The following is a 17884-nucleotide window of genomic DNA, read 5'->3' as shown; positions in this document are numbered from 1 at the left end:
CGTCTCTCATGGTACGCCGTACTCGTGAGAGGGTTTTCAATCTTAGCATCGAAAACAGGGACAAATCGCTTGTTTTTGGGCATATACTCATTTGTTTGTAAATCGTCGATCGATTCCGGCTGGGGATGCCGGCCCCCACCGGTGGGCAGGCATCGACGACGGTGACTCTCCCGAGAAGGCTATCCCACAGCGTGGGGTCCAGGGCTGACCGCCGCCACCGGTGCCACAATGCGGACACATCCGTGGATCCTGTGGCAACGTCGTGCCAGCGGTTCGTCGACTGGGCCACGATCGGGACACAGGGGCAAAGAGCGCCACGGCGGAGTGCCCACGACTCGGCAGTCACCCCTGACCGGATGGGCACGCGGACCGCAAATATACACCCTAAGTCCGTTAAATCACATCCCCCGACAGCACCACAGGAGCGACGGGTCGGGGACGGACCGTACACGGACCGTAACAAACTATATTAGCGGGCGGCGGATTGGACGAGACGATGACTACGGACGCTAGTTGCAAGGTCGATCGGGTGATCGAGACTTACGGACTCACGTCGGCCGATCCGGTCTTCGACTCTATCGACGAGGGGCTTCTGTCACGCTGGACGGGTGCCGGCGAGCGCTCGGCGGTCGGCTACCGATCGCTCACCGAGTGGTTCAACAAACGGCTGCTGAAGACGGTCTACGACGACCACGGCCGTGACACGCTCGGTGCGACCGTGGACAGCGACTACGAGGTCCTCCAGAGTGACGACGAACTGGTCGTTGCCGAACTGGCGGAGAGTCTGCGTGCCGATGGGATCGACGCCGACGACCTCCGGGGGGCCCTCGTCTCGTGGGGCACCATGCGAACGCACCTGCAGGACTGTCTCGACGGGCAAAAAGAGCCACAGACGGCCACCACCGACTGGGAGGTCGAGAGCGTTCGGAAGGCGATCGGGGTGACCGAATCCAAGGTCGAATCGGCGCTCTCTGCACTCGCCCAGAAGGAACGGCTCGCCGGCGGTGGCACTGCGGACATCGAGGTACAGGTGCAACTGGGGTGTGACGCCTGTCCGACCCGGGTTCCGTTCGACGTCGCGCTCGAGCGCGGGTACGTCTGTGAAACACACCACGCACAGCCGCTCTCACGGGACGCACGATGACCTGGAGGGTCGACGTCGAACGGATCGCAGGCATCCTCGCGGGCAGTGCGACGATCGACCCCGGCGTCAACGCCGTCCGGGGCTCGAACTGGCAGGGTAAATCGAGCTTCATCGAGGCCCTCAAGGCGGGATTGGGCACGTCGACGGAACTGACGGAGGGCGCCGATAGCGGGCGTGTCGAGCTACGGACCCCGGACGGGACAGTCACCGTCGACCTGGTTCGGGAGAACGGGAGCGTCGTCCGCCAGGGGACGCCGTACCTCGACGCCGAGTACGACCTCATCCGCGCGGAGCTGTTCGCCTGTCTGGACGAACGAAACGAGATCCGCCGAACGGTCCGACGCGGCGAGAACCTGGAGGACGTACTCATGCGCCCGCTCGACTTCCAGGATATCGACGAACAAATCGCCGATCTGAAACGCGAGCGCGAACAGGTCGACGCCGAACTCTCCCAGGCCGAAGAGGCCAGCAAGCGGCTCCCGTCGGTCCAGCGGACGGTCGAGAACCTCGAAGCGGAGATCGAGGAGTTGCGAGAGAAACGCGAGAAGATAGCGTCCGCCGACGAGGACCGAGACGACGACGGGTCGACCCAGCGTGCGCTCAGTCGGGCACAGACCGAACGCAACGAAGCCGAACAACGGGTCGAGCGACTGGAGGCGAGCATCGAACGAACCGAAGAGCGACTCGAGGACCGTCGCGAAGAACTGGCCGAACTGGCGGTGCCCGACGACGACGTCGAGGAGCGGCTGGTAGCGGCGCGAGAGCGACTCTCCGAACACGAACGCGACCTGGAGATCCTCCAGTCGCTGTACTCGGCGACCGAGCTGGTCCTCGACGAGAACCGGGTCGCCCTCGTCACGGACGTCCAGCGCGATCTCGTGGCCGACGAGCTCACCTGCTGGATCTGTGGGCAGGATACGACCCGAAGCGACGTCGAGTCACAACTGGACGCGCTGGGGGACGAACTCACGGACCGGAGAGCGACGACCGAATCGCTCCGGTCGGAAGTCGAGGACCTCGAGAACAGGCGCGAGGAAATCCAACAGCGGAAACGCCGGCAGGCGGATCTCGAAACCGAAATCGTCGATCTCGAAGACACACTCGCGGACCGGGAGGAGAGCCTCGAGTCGGCCCGGGAGCGACTGCGGGAAGGGACCACACGTGTCGAGGAGCTCTCGGAAGACGTCGACGAGACGATGGAGGAACTGTCCGACGTCGAGAGCGAGATCAAGTTCCGCGAAGCCGAACTGGACGATTCGCAGGCGGAACTGGAACAGCTCCAGGCCCGGGCCGACAGGCTCGACACGTTGCGGGCCGAGCGCGAGGACCTGACTTCGGAGATCGAGACGCTCCGGAACCGAAAAGACCGGATCCGACGCGAAGCCCGCGAGGCGTTCGACGAGACGATGCGGGAGATCATCTCGCGGTTCGACACCGGCTTCGAGACGGCACGGCTCACGGCCGATTTCGAGATCGTCGTCGCACGCGACGGGCGCGAGGCGAGCCTCGACGCCCTGAGTGAGGGGGAACTCGAGTTGATCGGGTTCGTGGCCGCCCTCGCGGGACGGGAATCATTCGACGTTGACGAGTCGGTGCCACTGTTGCTCGTCGACGGCGTCGGCGGCCTCGACGACGCGAACCTCCACACGCTCGTCGAGTACCTCCAGGACCGCGCGGAGTACCTCGTGTTCACCGCGTACCCCGAGTACGACGCGTTCGACGGCCACGAGATCGATCCGACCGAGTGGACCGTCGCGAACGAGGGCCGCGTCTCCATCGACTGAACGACCATCGAGACCCGAGAGATTGCGTAGCGGTCACCTCCGATTCACCGCTGTGCCCCGTCCCGCGACGCCGAGTCGCCCATCGCGAACGTCGTCACCACCACAGCCACCGTAGCTTTGTGGACGATCGTATTATTCTACTCCGAGTTTGTTCCAAATTCACATCGTAATTCGCAGAGTTGTAGAAGATATTGAGGAAAATATGGCCGAAGACAGGATATAATAGTATCACTGGCCTCAGGTACTGCACATGGCTGTTAGTAACGCCTTCGAAGAACTGTCGGCTGTGGTCGCCCGGCTCGAAGCGGCGGACGCCGATGTCCGCGCGGCGACAGTCCAGGAGTCAGAACTCGGTCCCGGTGGTGAATTGACCGCGAAACTCACGGTAGCGGTTCCACTCTTCGCCGCATCGTCGCTCGGCGACGGCATCACGATCGAGGCCGAGAATGCCGACGTACAGGACCAGCGCGTGTCGGTCGATCTCACGGTGACGGTCCCGGTGACCGACGACGACCCGGCAAACACCCTGGCGGGGCTGGTCGACCAGCCGAACTCGGCGGGCCGATCCGACAGTACGCCGGCGTACAAGGATCGCGACGCGCTGGCGACTGCGTACGCGGAGTGTGACACGTTCCCGGAGATGACGACGGCACTGGGTGTCGACGTGACGTCCGAAACCGTCCGCAGACACGCGATCAAGTACGGAATCCACGACCCCGACGACAGCACCCCGCGAGCGGGACAGGACGGCATCCTCGGCGAGGGCCAGGGCACCGAGACGGGCGAGGATGCCGAGGCGGCGGAACCCGGCGCCGTGGCCGGACCCACCGCCACGGGTTCGGGTGACTCGGGCACGGCGGAAGCGCCTCGGAGCGAGGACGAACGTTCAGCGGCGGACGAGACGGCCAATCAGGCTGGTGACGCCCCAGCGAACTCGTCAGAGTCGTCGGATCACGGTGCGCACGCGTCGTCGCAGGCTGCGAAGCCGGTGCTGGACTCGCCGCTCGCGGACCGTCCGGTCGCGGAATTCCTCTCGAAAACGGGCGAGAAGGACCAGGAGACCACCGCCGTCACCGACGGATTGGGTGTCTCGTCGGACCTGACGGTCGGGAAACTCACGACGGCGATCAACCGGTCACGCACGGTTCACGAGGCGAAACAACACCTCGACATGAGTGGGAACAACGCTCGCCAGTTGTTACAGCGACTCGATCTCGTACAGTTCGTGTCACACCCGCTGGCGACCGATCAGATCGAGGTCTCCCCGGAGGAAGTCGTGCGCCGCATCGACCCCGAGCGAGCCTGATCCCGTTCACGACCGACACGGTCGCTGACGAGTAGTGACGACGCCGGATCTCGACCGGGGACGACACGTTCACACCCAGAGACCGGTACCCAACACCATCACTCGTCGGTGATCGAGACGACGACGTTTTTTGTCTGTGTGTAGTTTTCCAGGGCCTGTTGGCCTTTGGCGCGGCCGATCCCGCTCTTCTTGTAGCCGCCCGACGGTGCCTGCTGGGAGGCAAAGAGGTACTCGTTGATCAGGACGGTCCCGGCTTCCAGTTTCCGCGCCATCCGGTGGGCGCGGCTCACATCGGTCGTCCACACGAGCCCGTACAGACCGTACTCGGTGTCGTTCGCGCGGCTGACGGCCTCCGACTCCGAGCCGAACTCGGAGACGGTGACGACCGGCCCGAAGATTTCGGTACAGGAGACCGGTGCATCGTCGGCCACGTCCGCCAGCAACGTCGGTTCGTAGAAGTACCCATCGCGATCGAGGCGAGCGCCACCGGTCAGCAACGTCGCGCCGTCGGCCAGCGCCGATTCGACGAACGACTCGACGCGGTCGAGGGCGGCCGCGTCGATGAGTGGTCCGATCGTGTTCCCGTCGATTCCCGGCCCGACGTCCATCTCCTCGACGGCCTCGACGAGCATGTCCGTGAACGAGTCGGAGACGTCTTCGTGGACGAAGATCCGGGTCGGTGCGAAGCAGGTCTGCCCGGTGTTCCAGAAGGCCTTCGCCGAGTCCGCGGCCGCCCGTGTCAGATCGGCGTCCGGGAAGACGACGTTCGGGCTCTTCCCGCCCAGTTCCAGGTGGACCGGCGTGATGTGCTCCGCCGCCGTCTTCATCACCTCCCTGCCGGTCTCCGTCGATCCCGTGAACTCGATGTGAGCGACGCGATCGTCGTCGGTGAGCTGGCGGCCAGTTCTCGCTTCACCACCGGTGACGACGTTGAACACGCCGTCCGGGATCCCGGCCTCCGTGGCGATCTCTGCGAGCGTGAGCATCGACAGCGGCGCTCGCTCGGGTGCTTTCGCGACGACCGTGTTCCCGGCAGCCAGCGCCGGCGCGACGCTGCGTGCGGTCAAGACCAGCGCGGCGTTCCAGGGCACGACGTGTGCCGTTACGCCGTAAGGCTCCCGTATGGTGTAGTCCAGCACGTCGCTGTCGCCGTGGATCGGGATCGTCTCACCTTCGATCTTGTCGGCGATGCCCCCGTAGTAGTCGAAGTACTGGGCCGTCTTTCCCGCCTGTGCCTCCGAGGCACCCAGCGACCGCCCCATCTCGAGGGTCTCGGTCCGTGCCAGCCGGGAGACGTTCGCCCGAATCCGGTCGGCGAATCGACCGAGCAGCTGACTGCGCTCGACCGGGTCGAAATCGGCCCAGGTGTCGGCCGCCGCGTCGGCCGCGGCGATGGCCGCCTCGACGTCGTCCGGTGTGGCCACTGCGACCTCGCCGATGGCCGCTTCGGTGGCGGGGTTCAGGATCTCGAACGTCGCTCCTGTCGTTCGCTCCGCACCGTCGATCCAGTTCCCGACGGTACCGAACTCCATGTTCGTCATTCGATGTTCGGTTCGCCTGGCGGTTTCATAGTGGTATCGGGGAAAAGAGACCACACACTTCGAATTGGATCCGGTCGTGGGAGCAGTACACGGCGATGTGGGGCACGGGGACTCAGTCCGGGTCGTCACACGGCACCGGCTCCGTCTCGAACGTCGATTCCACGTCGCCACTCGAAAAAAAGCCCAGCAGGCGGGCCGTCTCGGTTCCCGTGTTCCGGACCGAGTGCGGGACGTCGGCCGGGACGACGGCCAGATCTCCGCTCACAGCCGTCGTCGTCTCGTCGTCGACGGTCGTCTCGACGGTGCCGTCGATGACGTACACGAGTTCGTCGACGCCGTCCCGGTGCCGCCCGATCATCGTTCCCGGTTCGAGTTCGTTGTAGACGACGGTGTAGTCCGTCGCCTCCGCCACCGTCTCCCCTGGTCTGTCCGCGGTGAACGGGAACGTCCCCAGCCACCGGGCACCGTCGATGCCCTCCTGTTCGACCGCTTCGAGTGCGAGCGAATCGAGTCGCAACGGGTCCATACCCCATCGTTCTCGGGCCGGCTGTTATGCGTTCGGGTGCCACTGTGCCGGAGCCGGGTTTGGCACATCCGACACAGGTGTTGGAACGGATCCACGGCCGTCGTGGTCGGTGTCGACGTTCGTTCACGCCGCACACGTCCCGTGCCCCCCGTACTGTTTAGTCGCGGCCCGTCCCAGCGGGGATATGGAGACGCGTTGCACCTGCTGGGCGAAGCGTCGCGACTGCCGACCGAGCGCGTCGGCCCCGTCACCGCCACAGTCGAACGGGATGCCGAAGTGGTGTGCATGAGTGGGTACGAGTACGTCGTCGTCGGCGGCGGGTCGGCGGGGTGCGTGCTGGCGAACCGGCTCTCGGCCGACGGTGAGGACGTGTTACTGCTGGAAGCCGGGCAGGACTGGCGAGCCGACACCGTCGACGAGACGGTGCTGACCGGGAACTTCATGGACCTGCTGGCGGCCGACCGCATGGTGTGGCCGGAGCTCGAGGCCACCCTGAGTAGTGCGAAGCCGCCCGAACGGTACTACGTCGGGAAGGGGCTCGGCGGTGGGTCGGCGGTCAACGGACAGCTGTGGCTCTGGCCGCCGCTCGCCGATTTCGACCGGTGGGTCGCGGCGGGCTGTGCCGGCTGGTCGGCCGAGGAGATGGCCGGTCGCCTGCGACAGTGCGAGGCCGACGAACTCGGCGACCGGGCCCACCACGGACGGGACGGGCCCACGCCGGTCTGGCGGCCGCGACCGGAACGCGACGAGTGGGGGCCGGTCGATCACGCGTTCCGGGACGCAGCGGTGGCGCTGGGTCACCCCGTCGCGCCCGATTTCGACCTGAACGCACCCGACACGACGGGACTGGGGGCGACGCCGCGAAACGTCGAAGACGGAGTGCGGGTGTCGACCAAGCAGGCGTATCTCGACCCGGTCCGGGAGCGCGACAACCTGACCGTCCGGACGGGTGCGCTGGTCGACCGTGTCCGGTTCGACGGACGTGTCGCGACCGGCGTCGAGGCCCTCGTCGACGGGACCCGGCAGTCCTACGAGGCCGACACCGTCGTCCTCTCGGCCGGCGCGATCTACACCCCGACGATCCTGGTCCGGTCGGGGATCGGGCCGCGGGCGCAGGTGGCGGCGGTCGATGCCCCCCTGCGCTCGGCTCGACCCGGACTCGGTCGGGTGATCGATCACCCGCTCCTGGCGCTGTCGTTCCCACTGGAGCCGGACGCTCGCGTCGACGACCCGTCGGGATTTTTCGCGTCGACGATCCTCTTCTGGCAGGCCGACCTGCCCTACTCCCGACCGCGCGAACTCCACGCGCTCGCACGGAACTTCACCGAGACGAACAGGGAGGGAGCCCAGCGCGGTGGCCTGGTGATCGGGATGTTCGACACCCACTCGCAGGGACGGGTCGAGGTCACCTCGGCCGACCCGCGGGACGACCCAGCAGTCGACGTGGGGATGCTCTCGGATCGCCGCGACCTCGTCCGGCTCCGCGAAGGCGTCAAACACGCCGTCGAACTGCTGGACACGGAGCCGATGCGGTCGATCAGGGCCGGCCCACCGGTCCTGGAAACGCACGACGGGAGCGCCGAACCGATCGACGTCTCCGACGACGCCGCGCTCGAAGACCAGATCAAACGTAACGTCGCCCAGTACTACCACCCGGTCGGCACCTGTCGGATGGGTGCGCTCGACGATCCAGGTGCCGTGGTTACGCCGCAGTGTCAGGTCGGCGGCGTCGAGGACCTGTTCGTCGTCGACGCGTCGATCATGCCGACGACGGTGCGTGCCCACACCAACCTCGCGACGGTCGCGCTCGCGGAACGGGCCGTCGAGTTCCTCACCGTCTAGGGTCGGGGAGCGTCTGGAGTTCGGATGCGGTCGCCCTCGTCAGAGGGGGCCTTCCACCGGATCGTCCTCGGGGCCGAAGGGCGTCCGGAACCACTCGGAGAACACGTAGGTGTCGGAGACGGAGGTCAGTGCACGGAGACTGCGCACGCCGAGGTTGATGCTCGTCCCCCGCGCCGGCGTCTCGATCTGGATCGCCTCGCCGGCCTCCGTGTGGATCTTCCGGACCGTCGTGTGGGAGTACTCGTTCGAGATCGAGACCTCACCGCCCGAGTCGTCGGGATCACCGCCCGTGAGCGGGACCGGATCGGGGTCGTCCAGACCGCCGATCACGTCCGCGAGGACACCCCGTTCACGCTGCCAGGAGAGCCCCTCCAGCAACAGGGAGTCGAGTTTGATATCGTCGTCTCCGTCCGTGATCTCCAGTCGCTCGCCCTGCGAGACCAGCTTCTGGACCCGAACCGTCCCGTGCTCGTCGGTGACCGTCAGGTTGGCGTCCGCCGGTCGGTGGACACTGCTGTACTGTCGCGACATGATCAGAGAAGCGGGAGCGTGATGTTCTTCGTGTTCAACACGGTGTGGTCGAGGTACACCGTCCGGTCGGCGATCCGGAAGCCGTCGGCGGTCTCCCTGAGGACGGTGTGTCGCTGTGCGGACAGCAGGTCGTGGTCGGGTTCGTCACCGTAACTCCGGAACACGTGCTGGTTGTTCGAGACGGTCAGTTCGTCGCCCTCGGCGTCGAGGATCCGCACGTTGCCGACGACGTGTCGCACCCGGGACCGTGGGTTCTCGGACCAGGCGTACTCCTTCTGAAGCCGACCGACACGCTCTCGGATCCGTTCGATCCCCTCCCGGAGGTAGTACGAGCGCGAACTGAACTCGTCCTGTTCGGACCCGGGGTCTCGTGAGGCCCGGACCGGCACCGAGATCGTGAAGTCCTCCGCCAGGAGTTCGAGCCACTCCTCCAGTGCGAACGTGTCCAGCAGGTCCGTCTCCCTGTAGATGAACGACTCCGCGCGGTGACGGGTTTCGGAGTCCACCGCCGGTCGGGAGTGCTGGGTACTCATCGTTCACCCTCCGGGTTCGCGGCTCCGGACATCATCTCACACCACGCCTGGTAGAACATCCGCGAGTTCCGTTCGTCGAAGTAGCCGCCCTGCCAGGTCGTCTCTGCGGGCCCGTACACCGGATCGTCGACCGTCTCCGTCAGGTCCGTCATGTCACCCATCCCCTGTTGCATGTTCCCCTCGGTGCCGCGCAACTCGTGGGTCAGCGCGCCGCTGCTCTCGGAGATTCCCTCCCAGACCGTGAGGTCGTCAGACTCGAACGCACCCGCGGGGCTGAGGCTGTTCCAGCCGCTGTGGGAGTCGTCGAGGAATTCCTCGTCGTCGGCGAACTCCTCGGGGACCAGCCACCAGCTGATCGTCTCCGTCTTGCCACAGCCGCGGGGCTGCCACTTCCGGAGACAGACCCACGGCCCGCCCCACCCGCCCGACTGGATGCCGTGGATGTAGGAGGTGTTCGGGAAGATCGTCCCGAAGTGGAACACCGACCGGGCGAACAGGTCCCGCTGTTCCTGAGTCAGATCCTCGTGCATGCGCTCTTCGATCTCCTCGGGGTAGCCCATGTACGTGTCCGGGTCTTCGGAGAGGTAGTAGGCGGCACAGTGGGAGTCGGTACAGCTGAGATACGCCGCTTCGAGGTAGTCGTCGAGTTCCTCCCACGGCCCCAACTCGAGTTCTTTCGTCTCCAGGGAGGCCTGGTGGGTCGTGAGGACGTGATAGGAGTCCCCGGAGAAGTTGTCGGCCGCGGTCTTCCAGTCGTAGTCGGCTTCCCACCGGTGGGGTTCGCCCACGACCGTCAGCCCGCCCTCCGTCGCGTTGAACAGCACGTCCAGGTACCAGGTGAAGTCCCCGAGATACTCCGTCAGCGACGGCCCCTCGTCGGCGATGCGACCGAAGATGAGGCCGTGATACGTCGCCAGATTGGCCTCCTGTAACTGGATCTCTTCCTCGTCCAGGTCCTGATAGGCCTCGTTCATGTGGGGCATCCCCTGGAGCGTGCCGTCGTTCTTGTAGGTCCAGCCGTGGTACGGACACCTGAAGTGAGACGTGTTCCCCGTCTCCGCGGTACAGAACTGTGCGCCGCGGTGCATACAACTGTCGAGGAACGCGTGCATCTCCCCGTTCTCGTCCCGGGTGACGATGAAGGGGTCCTCGCCGATGTACCGGCGGGCGTAATCACCGGGCTCTTCGAATTCGGATGTGTGACCGAGGTACACCCAGGCGCGAGCGAACACGCGCCGGAGCTCCGCCTGATACACTTCCTCGTCGTTGATGATCTCCATCGGGAACCGCCCGCTGTCGAGCCCCGACTCCGTCCGCTCGACGAGCCGGTCCGTTCGACTGGGGTCCGAAGACTCAGTTGCCATCACGGTGTAAAAATTTTACAGGATACTTATTACTTCTCGTCGCAAACTCGACCAATAGTGCAAACAAATCGGGGCTGTTTCCCGCAATAGGTTGAATAACAGAACCGAGCCGGACACACTCACTGTGGCAACCCGACCGTGGGAGGCACGTCGACTCGGGAGGATGAGTCGTGGGCGGACCAGTGTGCCGCTTGTGGCGTGGCGACACGCGGCCCGACACAGCGATATACGGTCCGCCGGGAGATACCCGGCCAGGGGAGCACGCTCGTTCGGCTTCGAACGCACAAATTCGACGAATTTGTGTATTCACTCGGTTTCCGCAAAGGTACGTTTATTGTCGGCCGGCAGGAAGCCACGTCCAGACAGACGATGACAGAAGTACTCGTAGCAGGCGGCACAGTGGTAACTGTCGACGACGAGAGTACGATCTACGAGGACGGCGCCGTCCTGGTCGCGGACGACGAGATACAGGATGTCGGACCGACCGCGGAACTCGAATCGAAATACGACGCGGACGAGACCGTCGACGCCACCGGACAGGTCGTGATCCCGGGGCTGATCAACCTCCACGTCCACTCCGGCTTCATTCGGGGGCTCGCCGAGGACATGCCGGTCTGGGAGTGGCTCGTCGAACACGTCGACCCGACACACCGCGCGCTCCGCAGGGAGGACGCCCGGGCAGCCTACGAGCTGTGTTACGCGGAGATGGCGAAAGCGGGCATCACGTGCACGCTGGACATGTACCGGTACATGGAGGAGGCCGCCGAGGTGGTCGACGACTACGGGCTCCGGGCGGTCCTCTCGCCGTACGTCGCGGACCGGGACGGGTTCGAGTACTTCCCCTCCGTCCAGGACAACGTCGACCTCGTCGAACGGCACCACGACACCGCCGACGGCCGGGTGAAGGTCTGGTTCGGCCTGGAACACATCGAGTACTGTACCGAGGCGGCCTACCGGCGCGTCGCGGACCTGGCGGCGGAGTACGGCGTCGGCATCCACACCCACGGCGAGGAGTCGCCGAAGAAGGCCCAGGAGTTGACCGACCGATACGGTATGCGCCCCATCGAAGTCTTCGAGGACTGGGGTATCCTGGGGCCAAAGACCGTCGTGGCCCACTGCGTGTGGCTCACGAACCGGGAGATCGAGGCGCTGGCGGAGACCGACACGAGCGTCGCACACTGTCCGACCAGCAACGAGAAACTCGCCTCCGGCGTCGCGCCGGTCCCGAAACTGCTGAATCACGGGGTCCCCGTCGGCCTCGGGACGGACGGCATCAAGGAGAACAATCGACTCGACGTGATCCAGGAGATGAAGAACGCGGCGCTCTTACAGAAGGTCCACCGGCTCGACGCGCGGGCGATCCCCGGCGAGCAAGCGCTCCGGATGGCGACGATGGGCGGGGCACGGGCACTCGGTCTCGACGACGAGATCGGCTCCATCGAGGCGGGCAAACAGGCGGATCTCGTCCTGCTGGATTTCCAGCAGCCACACCTGAGCCCGCACTTCGGCGCCGAGAACGTCGTCCCGAACCTCGTCCACGCCGCGATGCCGTCGGACGTGGAGACGGTGTTCGTGGCCGGCGATCGGGTCGTCGACGACGGTGACTTTCTCCACGGCGATCAGGACGCCATCATCGAGAACTACGACGAGAAGGCGAAAGCGCTGGTCGAGCGTCGCGACGACGAGGAGTGGGCCTGAGGGCCTGAGTTCTCGGCCCGTCGACTAGTCCGCCTCGCGACTGTACGCCTGAACGAGCGCCGCCGGTTGTGCGCTGTCGTCGTCCCGGCGCAGGACGATCGTCGCGACGAGGACGACGAGCGTGACGATGTAAGGGTACATCGACATGATCGCGGGGTTGAGCAGGAATTCGATCACCGGGTTGAGCAGGCCAGCCAGCGGCGACTCCGGACCGAGCGCGAGGTCGAGGCTCTGTGACCGGAGCCGAAGCGAGTTGAACAGGGCGAACAGGTACGCCCCGACCAGGAGTCGCCCCGGACGCCAGCGCGCGAAGATGACCAGTGCGACGGCGATCCAGCCCTGTCCAGCAGCGATGTTGTTCGTCCAGATACCGTTGAACGCCAGGGAGAGATGCGCACCGGCGGCTCCGGCGAGGAGGCCACCGATCAACACTGCGAGATACCGCATCCGAAAGACGTCGATACCCATGGTGTCGGCCGTCTCCGGATCTTCGCCAACGGAGATCATCTCCAGGCCGAGGTTCGTCCGCGTGAGCAACCACCAGACCGCGACGACGAGGCCGAGCGCGATGAAGTCGGTCGCCGGCCCCTCGAACACCGTCGGCCCGAGGAGCGGGATCTCCACGAGCAGGCCGCCGATCACTGGCAGGGTCCGGTCCGGGAACCCGGTGAACTGGGCGCTGGCCCACTGCTGTCCGAAGTAGGTCGTGACCCCGGTCCCGAGCAGGGTTAGCATGATCCCGCTGATCGCCTGGTCTGCTTTCAGTGAGATACAGAGGAACGCGTGGATGGTCGCCGTCAGGAGGCCACAGATCGAGCCGACGGCGAATCCGATCCAGTAGCTGCCGGTCATCACGGTCGCGACGACGCCCGAGAGCGCCCCGACGAGAATCATCCCCTCGACCCCGAGGTTGAGGATGCCCGCCCGCTCGCTGATGAGTTCTCCGAGGCCCGCCAGGATGAGGACGGTGCTCGCACTCACCGTCGCGTCGGCGAGTCCGATGAGGAACGAGGCGTCAGTCATCCGTGGTCACCTCGCTTCCGCGGATCGACCGACCGTCGTCTCTGCGGCCGATGGAGACGCTGAGTCGGTACCGCTGGAAGAACTCCGCCGTGATCAGAAACAGGATGACGAGCGCCTGGACGATGTCGATGATCGCCGACGGGACTTCCATGGCGACCGTGACCCGGTTGCCGCCGACGAACAGGAGGGCGAAAAACAGCGCCGCAAGCAACATCCGGAAGACACCGTTACGGCCCAGCAACGCGATCGGCACCGCGGTGTACCCGTAGCCCGGTGCGAACGACGCGTGCAGTCGGCTCTGGTTGCCCGCGATCTCGCTGATCCCCGCCAGCCCCGCGAGCGCCCCGCCGGCGACGAGCGTGAGCAGGTACACTCTGTACCGACTCATCCCGGCCTGTTCGGCGGCGTCCGCGTTCGACCCGACGAAGTTGACCCGGAACCCGAACCGAGTTCGGTTCATCGACACGTAGACCAGCACGACGATCAGCAGTGCGACGAGGAGGCCGACGTGCGCTCTCGTGCCCGGGATCGCCGGGAACTCGGCGGCCGCCGGGAGCAACTCCGTCTGTGGGAACCCGCCGGAGCCACCCTGCATCGGACCCCGGACGAGGTACAGCTGGATGTCCGCGGCGATGAACGTGAACAGGAGGGTAGTGATGATCTCGCTGATCCCCCACTTCGCGCGGAGCCAGGCGGGAATGAACGCCCACAGTCCGCCCGCGATGGCCGATCCGAGCAGTATCACGGGGATCACGAGTAACTGGGGCAGGGTGACGTTGATGGCGATCCACGTGCCGACGATCGCCCCCGCGAGCAGTTGCCCTTCCGCACCGATGTTCCACAGGCCCGCTTTCATCGGCAGGTAGACACCAAGCCCGACGAGTATGAGCGGCGTCGCACGCACGAGGACGTTCGAGATAGTCGCGACCGTTCCGAAGGGACGCAGGAACATCTCGACGTACGCCGCGATCGGATTCACGCCGATCGCGACCAGCGCGACGACACTGACGGCCAGTGCCGCCGCGATCGCGAACAGTGGCGTCCCGTAGGCGATCCAGGAGGGCGTTTGCTCCCGCGCGTCGATTTCGATGTCGACCAGCATCACTGCTCACTCCGGCCACCGTCGGCCGCGCGTCGCGTCGCCGCGTCCGCCGGGTCCGCGTCCGCCACGGCCACCTGAGCGTCGCCACCGCCGTTCATCTCGACGCTCACCTGTTCTCTGGTGGTCTCCTCGGGCGTCGTTCGCAGCACGATCTCGCCCTCGTAGATCACCAGCAACCGGTCGCTGAGATCGAACAACTCGTCGAGGTCCTCCGAGAACAGGAGGACCCCGGTGCCGCGATTCCGCTGTTCGAGCAGGCGCTCTCTGACGAACTCGATCGCGCCGACGTCGATCCCGCGAGTGGGCTGGTTCGCCACGAGTAGCTCCGGGTCCCGCGCCAACTCCCGGGCGAGGATGAGTTTCTGGAGGTTCCCCCCGGAGAGATCCTTCGCACAGTTTGCGGTCACGTCGCTGACACCACGAACGTCGAAGTCGTCGACGAGTTCCGAGGCGAAATCGCCCACACTGCCGTAGTCGAACAGGACGGAATCGCCGAACTGCTCGTCCCGGAAGTCCTTCATCACGGCGTTGTGCATCACCGACAGGTCACCGGCACAGCCGTGTTCGTGCCGGTCCTCGGGGACGAACGAGACACCCTGCGCGACGAACTCCTCGGGCGGCGCGTCGGCCAGCTCCTGACCGCTGATCTCGATCGTCCCGGCCGTCGGATCCCGGACACCGGCGACTGTCTCGGCGAGCTGTTTCTGCCCGTTGCCGCTGACGCCCGCGATTCCGACGATCTCCCCCGCGTCGACGCGGACGTCCACACTCGACAGTTTGTCGACGCCGCGGTCGTCGATGGCGCTGACACCGGTCGCCTCCAGCACCGGTTCGCCCACGGTCGTGTCCGGTTTGTCGATCTCGAAGAGCACGTCGCGTCCCACCATCATCCGCGCGAGTTCCGATCGGTCGACGGTCGCCGTCTCGACGGTGCCGATGTCCTCCCCTTCCCGAAGCACCGTCACCCGGTCGGTGACCGATTTGACCTCTTTGAGTTTGTGCGTGATGAGAATGACCGAGAGCCCGTCGTCGACGAGTCGCTCCAGCGTCTCGAACAGCCGCTCTGCCTCGACCGGCGTCAGTACGGCCGTCGGCTCGTCCAGAATCAACAGATCGACGTCCCGGTACAGCGCTTTCAGAATCTCGACGCGCTGGCGCTGCCCAACGTCGAGTTCCCTGACGGGCGCGGACACGTCGATGTCGAACCCGTACTGGTCGGCCAGGTCACTGATCCGTCGTTTCGGTCGGTCGAGACCGAGCGAGAACCGTGACGCGACCGCCTGCACGGGGCCGGAAGACCGGAGGGTCGCCAGCGGGCCATCCCCCAGGTTCTCCTGGCGGAACGGAGCCGCCGGCTCGCGGCTCCCGAGGACGATGTTCTCCGTGACACTCAACCGCGGGATCAGCTTGAAGTGCTGGTGGACCATCCCGATACCCGCGTCGATGGCGTCCTGTGGCCTGTCGAGGCGCAGTGGCTCCCCGTCGAACCGAATCGTCCCCTCGTCCGGCGCGTACAGCCCATAGAGAACCTTCATGAGCGTACTCTTGCCGGCACCGTTCTCGCCGAGCAGGCCGTGGATCTCGCCCCTGCGAACGGTGAGATCGACGTGGTCGTTGGCGATGACCCCCGGGAACGTTTTTACGATCGACTCCATTCGAAGAAGGTCGTCGGTCATGACGGTCACTGATGGCTGAATATACGACATCCACATATAATTTCTTCTGTTGGCAGAACCTTTGCGGTCAATATGTCTTCGTTTGTAGCGTGTTGTGCCGGAAACCACTACAAACTCTAGACAGGCCCGACGGTGTCGGGGTGATGCCGTGACGGCACAACACCAATTTCCGGCTCGCACGCTCACGATGCCGGACTTCGTCGACACCGTCACCGGCCGACTGAGTACAATAGACTGCCCCGATACGAGATGGGCTGTGAGATGGCGACCGTCTTCATTCGATCGCATCGTCGCGCACGAGAGCATCGATTACGGCGTGTCGAAGCCGACAGTTTCGATATCGTCAACCCCGCCGTCGAGATCTCGTGAGACGTGAGGAAAGGCGAGTTTCGAAACGAATGTCTCGGCGTTCCCGTACTCTGTCGGGTAGTGTGGGGCGACCAAACGGAGTGTGTCGCGGGTAGGCTTATTCCTCGCGGGCGGGGACGCTCGGTATGGACGTCGTCATCCGCGACGCGACGGTGCGAGACGAGTCACAGCCGGTCGACATCGGCATCGAGGGCGAGTACGTCGAGTCGGTTCGCCCGGAAATAGCGGCCACGGCACCGGTCGAGATCGACGCCGGCGGGGGGCTCGTCCTCCCGTCGTTCGTCGACGCGCACTCGCATCTGGACAAGGCCTACTTCACCGACCTCGCCGAGCCGCCGACGGACGGGACGCTTCCGGAACTGATAGAACTGACTGGGCAGATCAAACGGGATCTCACCGTCGCCGACGTCCGGGAACGGATCGAGCGAGCGACCCGCGCCGCCGTCGCGAACGGCACCACGAAGATCCGGACCCACCTCGACGTCGGCGACGTGTGGGAACACAGGAGCGTGGAGGCCGCACTCGACGCCAAAGCGGCACTCTCGGATATCGCGGACATCCAGACGGTCGCGATGCCCCTCGTCCTGAGCGGGGACCGAAAGGGGCTGACGGAGGCGGACATCGATCGCCTGGAGACGGCACTGGAGATGGGTGTCGACGCCGTCGGTGGCGAGCCGAACAAGGAGGACACGGCCGAACTCGAACGAACGACCATCGACGAGTACTTCCGACTGGCCCGGGCCTACGACGCCGAAATCGACCTCCACGCGGACGGCCTCAACTCGACCACGGCTCGGACTGCCGAGTACATCGCGCGGAAGACGATCGACGAGGGGATGGAGGGCCGAGTCCAGGTCGGCCACGTCAGTGCGCTCTCGTACTACGACGAGTGGCATCGCCGCGACGTGATCGACCTGTTCGAACGAGCCGACCTCGACGTGGTCACGACGCCGAAGGAAGACCAGATCGTCGCCGACCACGATACCACAGCCGTGACCGACCTGTTCGACGCAGGTGTCACGCTCTCTGTCGGCCACAACAACATCGCCGGGACGATCAGTCCCTTCGGGAGCCTGGACATGCTCGAACCCGCCTGGTTGCTGGCCCACGTCGTCGGGATGCGAACCCCGTCCGACGTGGGACGACTCCTCGATAGCGTCACGCACAACCCCGCGAGTGCACTGGGACTCGACGCGTACGGGCTCGCACCCGGGTGCAAGGCAGACCTCACGGTCTGTGCGGAGTCGGACCCCATGGAACTGTTGCGGACGCGCCGTCCCCGTCCAGTGGTTCTCAAAGACGGTGCCGTCGTCGCCTCCTCGTCGACCGCGACGACCGTCGGTCCCGACGGTGAGCACGAACTCTGAACGGACGCGAGGGACATACAGCAGGCTGATGTGTGGTCGACGAAAACGAATCCGCCCGGGAGTTCGATGGTGGACAAG

The 17884-nt window shown here is 65.4% G+C and carries 14 protein-coding genes; 6 read left to right on the top strand and 8 right to left on the bottom strand.

Annotated features, from left to right (window positions below; translation table 11 throughout):
* Positions 1-496 precede the first annotated feature (496 nt).
* The 3 genes from rdfA (at position 497) to MU521_RS07560 (ending at position 4234) form a co-directional block, all read left to right on the top strand.
* Complete coding sequence (rdfA, locus tag MU521_RS07570) at positions 497-1144, top strand: rod-determining factor RdfA (protein ID WP_092690684.1); 648 nt, start codon at positions 497-499, stop codon at positions 1142-1144.
* Positions 1141-2928: an archaea-specific SMC-related protein gene (locus MU521_RS07565; protein ID WP_092690688.1), complete on the top strand. Its 1788-nt coding sequence runs from the start codon at positions 1141-1143 to the stop codon at positions 2926-2928. The genes rdfA and MU521_RS07565 overlap by 4 nt, the downstream gene beginning before the upstream one ends.
* Before the next feature lie 250 nt (positions 2929-3178).
* A complete protein-coding gene (locus MU521_RS07560) occupies positions 3179-4234 on the top strand; it encodes a DUF8073 domain-containing protein (RefSeq protein WP_092690691.1) in 1056 nt (351 codons plus the stop codon).
* A 98-nt stretch (positions 4235-4332) separates the two neighbouring features.
* On the opposite strand, the gene MU521_RS07555 is transcribed toward MU521_RS07560, so the two are convergent.
* Complete coding sequence (locus tag MU521_RS07555) at positions 4333-5775, bottom strand: aldehyde dehydrogenase family protein (protein WP_092690693.1); 1443 nt, start codon at positions 5773-5775, stop codon at positions 4333-4335.
* A gap of 112 nt (positions 5776-5887) precedes the next feature.
* A complete protein-coding gene (locus tag MU521_RS07550) occupies positions 5888-6301 on the bottom strand; it encodes a cupin domain-containing protein (protein WP_092690695.1) in 414 nt (137 codons plus the stop codon).
* 195 nt (positions 6302-6496) lie between these two features.
* Here MU521_RS07550 and MU521_RS07545 point away from each other — a divergent pair, with 195 nt between their 5' ends.
* Positions 6497-8143 carry a GMC family oxidoreductase gene (locus MU521_RS07545; protein WP_092690698.1) on the top strand — a complete coding sequence of 549 codons (1647 nt, stop codon included), beginning with the start codon at positions 6497-6499 and terminating at the stop codon, positions 8141-8143.
* Positions 8144-8182: 39 nt separating this feature from the next.
* On the opposite strand, the gene MU521_RS07540 is transcribed toward MU521_RS07545, so the two are convergent.
* The 3 genes from MU521_RS07540 to MU521_RS07530 are packed head-to-tail and all read right to left on the bottom strand — an operon-like array spanning position 8183 to position 10571.
* Positions 8183-8674, bottom strand: a complete 492-nt coding sequence (locus tag MU521_RS07540; RefSeq protein WP_092690701.1) for a hypothetical protein — start codon at positions 8672-8674, stop codon at positions 8183-8185.
* 2 nt (positions 8675-8676) lie between these two features.
* Complete coding sequence (locus MU521_RS07535) at positions 8677-9207, bottom strand: aromatic-ring-hydroxylating dioxygenase subunit beta (RefSeq protein WP_092690704.1); 531 nt, start codon at positions 9205-9207, stop codon at positions 8677-8679.
* A complete protein-coding gene (locus MU521_RS07530; protein WP_092690707.1) occupies positions 9204-10571 on the bottom strand; it encodes an aromatic ring-hydroxylating oxygenase subunit alpha in 1368 nt (455 codons plus the stop codon). The genes MU521_RS07535 and MU521_RS07530 overlap by 4 nt, the downstream gene beginning before the upstream one ends.
* Positions 10572-10970: 399 nt before the next feature.
* Between MU521_RS07530 and MU521_RS07525 the strand changes: the two genes are divergently transcribed.
* Positions 10971-12269: an amidohydrolase family protein gene (locus MU521_RS07525; RefSeq protein WP_217630126.1), complete on the top strand. Its 1299-nt coding sequence runs from the start codon at positions 10971-10973 to the stop codon at positions 12267-12269.
* Between the two features lie 24 nt (positions 12270-12293).
* On the opposite strand, the gene MU521_RS07520 is transcribed toward MU521_RS07525, so the two are convergent.
* From MU521_RS07520 to MU521_RS07510, 3 genes are read right to left on the bottom strand one after another with little or no spacing between them, the layout of a single operon-like run.
* Positions 12294-13292 carry an ABC transporter permease gene (locus MU521_RS07520; protein ID WP_092690712.1) on the bottom strand — a complete coding sequence of 333 codons (999 nt, stop codon included), beginning with the start codon at positions 13290-13292 and terminating at the stop codon, positions 12294-12296.
* Positions 13285-14394 (bottom strand): ABC transporter permease, encoded by a 1110-nt coding sequence (locus MU521_RS07515; RefSeq protein ID WP_092690714.1) that lies wholly within the window; start codon positions 14392-14394, stop codon positions 13285-13287. Before MU521_RS07515 ends, MU521_RS07520 begins: the two co-directional genes overlap by 8 nt.
* The gene (locus tag MU521_RS07510; protein WP_245681163.1) at positions 14394-16070 is read right to left on the bottom strand and encodes an ABC transporter ATP-binding protein; all 1677 of its coding nucleotides are present in this window, start codon (positions 16068-16070) and stop codon (positions 14394-14396) included. The genes MU521_RS07515 and MU521_RS07510 overlap by 1 nt, the downstream gene beginning before the upstream one ends.
* 494 nt (positions 16071-16564) lie before the next feature.
* Here MU521_RS07510 and MU521_RS07505 point away from each other — a divergent pair, with 494 nt between their 5' ends.
* The gene (locus MU521_RS07505; protein ID WP_092690716.1) at positions 16565-17806 is read left to right on the top strand and encodes an amidohydrolase family protein; all 1242 of its coding nucleotides are present in this window, start codon (positions 16565-16567) and stop codon (positions 17804-17806) included.
* Positions 17807-17884: the final 78 nt, after the last annotated feature.

The organism is Halorientalis regularis (genome assembly GCF_023698535.1).
Lineage (GTDB): Archaea > Halobacteriota > Halobacteria > Halobacteriales > Haloarculaceae > Halorientalis > Halorientalis regularis.
Note: the sequence above shows the minus strand (reverse complement) of the source record. Positions and strands in the feature narration are given on the sequence as shown.